Source organism: Johannesbaptistia floridana (assembly GCF_057440575.1).
This window is the reverse complement of the sequence record NZ_JALKVM010000407.1, coordinates 1-5,486: the sequence shown is the minus strand read 5'-3', so window position 1 is coordinate 5,486 and position 5,486 is coordinate 1. Positions and strand designations below refer to the sequence as shown.

The following is a 5,486-nucleotide window of genomic DNA, read 5'->3' as shown; positions in this document are numbered from 1 at the left end:
CTGTGGTGGGTTGAGTATTGGTTTGGTCTATTTGCTGTTCTTCTTTAGGGGAATTATTAGTATTGTTGCCAGTAACTGAATTAGGGGGTAAAGTTTCGGTGGTGGGTTGAATATTGGTTTTGTCTGCGTATTGACGATAAGGATTTTGATGTACACTTAGATACAACCACTCTAGTCCGTTAGCTAATTTAAACAAATTTTGCCTCGCATACTCTACCGTAACCCCTTGTTTACCATCTAACATCCAATCTCCACGTACAGAGAGGGCTAAAAACGAGGTTTGAGGTCTTACAGCGAGTAAACAAGCAATAAAAAGAAAATTAAGTACTAAACTTTTCAGGATAAAGCGATCTCCCCAAGACAAAATCCCCCTTTTTTTATTCTTTCTATTTTCTACCCAATCCCAAATTATCGGTATTAGCGGAAACAAAAGAATTCCAGAAAAGACCGCTAACATAGTTGGACCATTAGTGTAAGCAACTAGGGAAGAACACAACCAAAATCCGAAAATAGGAGTAAAAAAGACAAGACCATAAAGGCTAAATCTTAGTAAAGTTAAGGGCAATCTCCATAAAATTAAACGCATATTCGTTTATACCTATGCCAGTTAATGTATTATTCTTAGTATAACTTGGCAAAGACAAAAAACGACAAAAAAGAGTTTTTCTTCCCCTCTTGAGTGTAATCTCATCTACTGAAACCTAAAACCTGTTCTACGGTTAAACTCAAACCTGAAAAACTAGGGGAAACAATAACATCATTTTCCCTAAACTGAGTTACTTGATACTCATCATCTACTAAAGAATAAATAGAAATAGTCGGTTGTTTGGGATTGCCGATATAACGCCTTCCACCTAAACCTAAATAATCTATAATCCAATATTCTTTGATGCCAATTTCTTCATAATCTCTTACCTTACTTAAATAATCATCTCGCCAATTACTACTGACAATTTCCACAACCAAAGGAATAGAAGCATTATTTTGTACTGTAGAATATTTTTCCCAGAGAGGTTCGTTAACTAAATTATTGGGATTAACAACTAAAATATCGGGAGAATAGCCCGTTTCTCTCTTTGCTACCTTGACTAAGGCTTGTTTGGGAATAAAGTAAGGCAAATTCAAACGGCGAAATTCAAGAATAAATTCTATGGCTAAAAACCCAATTATTTCTTCATGTTTGCCTAAAGGCTGCATTTCTTGGATAACTCCGTTATGTAATTCATAATTTCCCCCGTCTGGTTTCCATTCCACAAACTCTGTAAAGTTTATCGGTTTAGTTAAAGCTTTTAACATAGTTAGTAGTTTCTCTTACCTGTTTACTTTCACTTTAACTCAACTATACTGAGAGCAAAGCACAAGTAGTTTTGATATAAATATTTTAAGTAAGTAGGTGGGCTTAATTAAAAATTGATTCTCGCCTGTAGGCGAATTTCAGTACTTTTGTATTTGCGTGCGAACTTTTCTAAGTTAGAGAAAAGAGCGCACCGCTCTTGAATAAAATCTGTAATCATATATTCAGATAATCTAAATAATTGGCTTATTTACCATGACAAAGACTCCTCTTAGTTGGGAAGAACTAGAAAAACTCACAGACTTCCACATAGATACCATAAATGGACCTACTAACGCCCAAGCAACTTTGCGTCTTTTTGGAGAAGCAGAATCAAAGGTTCGTGTTACTCTCTACCGAGATAATCACGCTTGGTGTCCATATTGCCAAAAAGTATGGTTATGGTTAGAAGAGAAAAAAATACCCTACCGTATCGCCAAAGTAACTATGTTTTGCTACGGTACCAAAGAAGACTGGTATAAACAAAAAGTTCCCTCAGGAATGCTACCAGCTTTAGAATTAGATGGTTATATAATTACCGAAAGTGACGAAATTTTACTCGCTCTAGAAAAGGTTTTTGGACCATTAAACAAAAGTATCAACGATCCTAGAGTATTACCCCTGCGTACCCTAGAAAGGACCCTATTTAGGGCCTGGTGTACTTGGCTGTGTTCACCATCATTTTTACCCTGGCAAGAAGAAAGCAAAAAGAAGCAATTTATAGAAGTTGTGCAAATGGTAGAAGAGTCTCTAGCTAAAACTTCAGGACCTTATTTTCTCGAAGAATTTAGTATAGTAGATGTCATCTTTACCCCATACGTAGAAAGAATGAATGCCAGTCTCTACTACTATAAAGGCTATTCCCTCAGAGAAGAAAACCCTAGACTATCAGCATGGTTTGATGCCATGGAAAGCCGTATCACTTATCGTGGCACCCAAAGCGACTTTCATACCCATGTACATGATTTACCACCCCAAATGGGAGGATGTTGGGAAAATGGAGAACCCCAAATGCTATTAAACAAGGCGAGAGTAGATAATGGTCCTTGGTTCGGATTGCCAGATGTTACCTACCCAGAACCAGAAACCTCTAAAGCTGAGGCTTTAAGAAGAGTAATTAAGCACAAAGATAATATAATCAAAGTTAATCCAGGAGACGACGAATTATTTGACAAGGCTTTACGTTGTGCCTTAAGTTATCTAATCACTAAAGAGGTTTACATACCTCCTCAAGGTTCAGATTCAGCCCTACGCTATCTGCGTGATAGAATTAATGTACCTAGAGATATGTCAATTTATGCCGCTAAAAGACTTAGAGGATGTTTAGAGAAAACAGCCGCATTAGTGGGCGATGGCCAGGGAGAACCAATTCCCTTTAAACATAGGCGGGATCAAGACCCAGCTAATTTCAGACTATAATACTCTATAAACAGCAATATTTAAGAAGAATCGTGACAATTACACCAATTTCTCAATCAGAAACTTCCACTCAAATACCTGACAATTTTGGCCGTTTTGGACCCTATGGGGGTAAATATGTCCCAGAAACCCTCATGCCAGCTTTAAGTGAACTAGAATCTGCTTTAGCTAAGTACGAAAAGGATGCTGAGTTTCAACAAGAACTGAATAACTTATTAACTGATTATGTAGGCAGACCTAGCCCTCTCTATTTCGCTGAACGTCTCACAGCACATTATCGTCAACCTAATGGCGATGGAGCTTTAATTTACCTCAAAAGAGAGGATTTAAACCATACTGGTGCTCATAAAATTAATAATGCCCTCGCTCAAGTACTTTTAGCGCGACGTATGGGTAAAAAACGCATTATCGCTGAAACAGGAGCAGGTCAACATGGAGTGGCTACAGCCACTGTATGTGCTCGTTTTGGTTTAGAATGCGTTATTTATATGGGTATCCATGATATGGAACGCCAAAAGCTCAATGTATTTCGTATGCGTTTATTAGGAGCTACAGTACAACCAGTAAAAGCGGGTACAGGTACCCTCAAAGATGCCACATCAGAAGCGATACGAGATTGGGTAACCAATGTAGCTAACACTCACTATATACTAGGTTCCGTGGCAGGTCCTCATCCCTACCCTATGTTAGTACGCAATTTTCAAGCAATTATCGGCAAAGAAACTCGTCAGCAATGTCAAGAAAAATGGGGCGGGTTACCAGATATTCTTCTAGCTTGTGTCGGCGGAGGGTCTAATGCTATTGGTCTATTTTCAGAATTTATTCAGGATAAGTCAGTACGTTTGATTGGGGTAGAAGCTGCCGGAGAAAGTATAGTCTCAGGCAAACACGCCGCTACCCTCACGAAAGGACGTCCTGGAGTGCTACACGGAGCCATGAGTTATTTACTACAAGATAGCGATGGCCAAGTAATCGAGCCTCACTCTATTAGCGCAGGCTTAGATTATCCAGGAGTAGGACCAGAACATAGTTATCTAAAAGATACTTCTAGAGCAGAATATTATAGTGTCACGGATAAAGAGGCGGTGGCAGCTTTTCAACTCATGTGCGAGTTAGAAGGGATTATACCTGCTTTAGAGACAGCTCATGCTATAGCTTATTTAAATACCCTTTGCCCCCAATTAACTGGCAATCCTCGCATAGTTATTAATTCTTCTGGCAGAGGTGATAAGGATGTGCAAACTGTTGGTAAATTTCTAGAAGGTCAAAGTTTAGGAGAGTAAAAGGATAAAGGAGTGAGATATTTAATTTTTTTCCTGATAAGTTTGATTTTAGTAATGGGCAGTCAAGTAAATTCAGGATTCAAATTTGCCCCCCAAGGTCAAAAAACATTCATCCACACAGGGAATTTAAAATTATCTCTATCTAAATTCCCAGGGTTGAACCTTGAGAAACAAAATTTTTTTGATTCTTCTATTCAACTAGAAAGTGGTAACCTTGTGGTTATTGGTGAGGTGATTGAACCATCCCCTACTGATTTAAATCCATTGAATGCTCAAAATACAGCAAATCCTTCCTTGGCTAGTCTAGAACAATCAACTCATAATCAGGTTAATGAATATCGTCGCTCTCTAAATTTACCACCTTTGGAAATGGATATACGCATTAGTGAACAGGCGCGTCTCCATTCTCAAGCTATGGCTTCTGGGAAATATCCCTTTAGTCATCAGGGCTTTGATAAGAGAGTGGAGGCTATAGCCTCTAGTATATCCTACTCCAGTGCCGCAGAAAATGTCGCCTATAACCAAGGTTACACAGACCCCGTCGCTAATGCTGTAAATGGCTGGATTAATAGTCCAGGACATCAAAAAAATATGGCCGGAAATTTTAATCTAACTGGCATTGGTATCGCTAAAAATGCCCAAAATGAATACTATTTTACTCAAATTTTTATCCTAGAACGCTAAACTATGTCTCTAAGTAATTTTCAAGTTTGTGACCAAGATTTACCAGACTCTATTCTATCAAGTTATTTACAGTCAGAAGCGATCGCTGTAGATACGGAAACTATGGGCTTGAATCCTCATCGCGATCGCCTTTGTTTGATACAATTATCTAATACTTCTGGCCAAGTTACTGCTATTCGTGTAGCTATGGGTCAAACCTCAGCACCTAATCTACAAAAGTTGATGGAAGCTGAAAATATTCTCAAAATCTTCCATTACGCTCGTTTTGATGTGGCTCAACTACGCCATCGTCTCGGTATTGAGACTAATCCCATCTTTTGTACTAAGGTAGCAAGTAAAATTGCTCGCACCTACACCTCCAGTCATGGCTTAAAAAGTTTAGTTCAAGATTTAGAGGGGGTTGAATTAGATAAATCTGCGGGAAGTTCTGATTGGGGTAACGCTGATAATCTTACAGAAAAACAATTGCAATATGCCGCTAATGATGTTCTCTATCTCTATCCTCTTTCTCAAAAGTTAACAGCTATGCTACAAAGAGAAGGACGCTGGGAATTAGCTCAAAACTGTTTCAAATGTATACCTGTGTTTGTTTCTCTCGATTTACAACAGTATCGAGATATTTTTGAGCATTAGTCTCTCCAGAATAAATTATTGTAGAGCATTTCAAAGGACTCATGAGGTTGTACCTAACTCGGAGCCTCCGTGCCTCGGTTCATATCAAAGCACCAGTACTTATGTACTAAATTAACCTCAGAAAAAGTTCATTT

Annotated in this window: 6 protein-coding genes; 4 read left to right on the top strand and 2 right to left on the bottom strand. The window is 38.5% G+C overall.

Annotated features, from left to right (window positions below):
• Positions 1 to 586 (bottom strand): hypothetical protein (locus MW688_RS23145; RefSeq protein ID WP_486738376.1); only part of this gene is annotated, 586 nt, incomplete at its 3' end.
• A gap of 101 nt (positions 587 to 687) precedes the next feature.
• The gene (locus MW688_RS23140; protein WP_486738375.1) at positions 688 to 1,296 is read right to left on the bottom strand and encodes a Uma2 family endonuclease; all 609 of its coding nucleotides are present in this window, start codon (positions 1,294 to 1,296) and stop codon (positions 688 to 690) included.
• 253 nt (positions 1,297 to 1,549) lie between these two features.
• Here MW688_RS23140 and MW688_RS23135 point away from each other — a divergent pair, with 253 nt between their 5' ends.
• The 4 genes from MW688_RS23135 to MW688_RS23120 are packed head-to-tail and all read left to right on the top strand — an operon-like array spanning position 1,550 to position 5,352.
• On the top strand, positions 1,550 to 2,752 hold the full coding sequence (locus MW688_RS23135; RefSeq protein WP_486738374.1) for a glutathione S-transferase family protein: 1,203 nt from the start codon (positions 1,550 to 1,552) through the stop codon (positions 2,750 to 2,752).
• A gap of 32 nt (positions 2,753 to 2,784) precedes the next feature.
• Positions 2,785 to 4,035: a tryptophan synthase subunit beta gene (gene trpB / locus MW688_RS23130; protein WP_486738373.1), complete on the top strand. Its 1,251-nt coding sequence runs from the start codon at positions 2,785 to 2,787 to the stop codon at positions 4,033 to 4,035.
• A 54-nt stretch (positions 4,036 to 4,089) separates the two neighbouring features.
• Positions 4,090 to 4,719 carry a CAP domain-containing protein gene (locus tag MW688_RS23125; RefSeq protein WP_486738372.1) on the top strand — a complete coding sequence of 210 codons (630 nt, stop codon included), beginning with the start codon at positions 4,090 to 4,092 and terminating at the stop codon, positions 4,717 to 4,719.
• 3 nt (positions 4,720 to 4,722) lie between these two features.
• Positions 4,723 to 5,352, top strand: coding sequence for a ribonuclease D (locus tag MW688_RS23120; RefSeq protein WP_486738371.1), 630 nt, complete (start codon positions 4,723 to 4,725; stop codon positions 5,350 to 5,352).
• Positions 5,353 to 5,486: the final 134 nt, after the last annotated feature.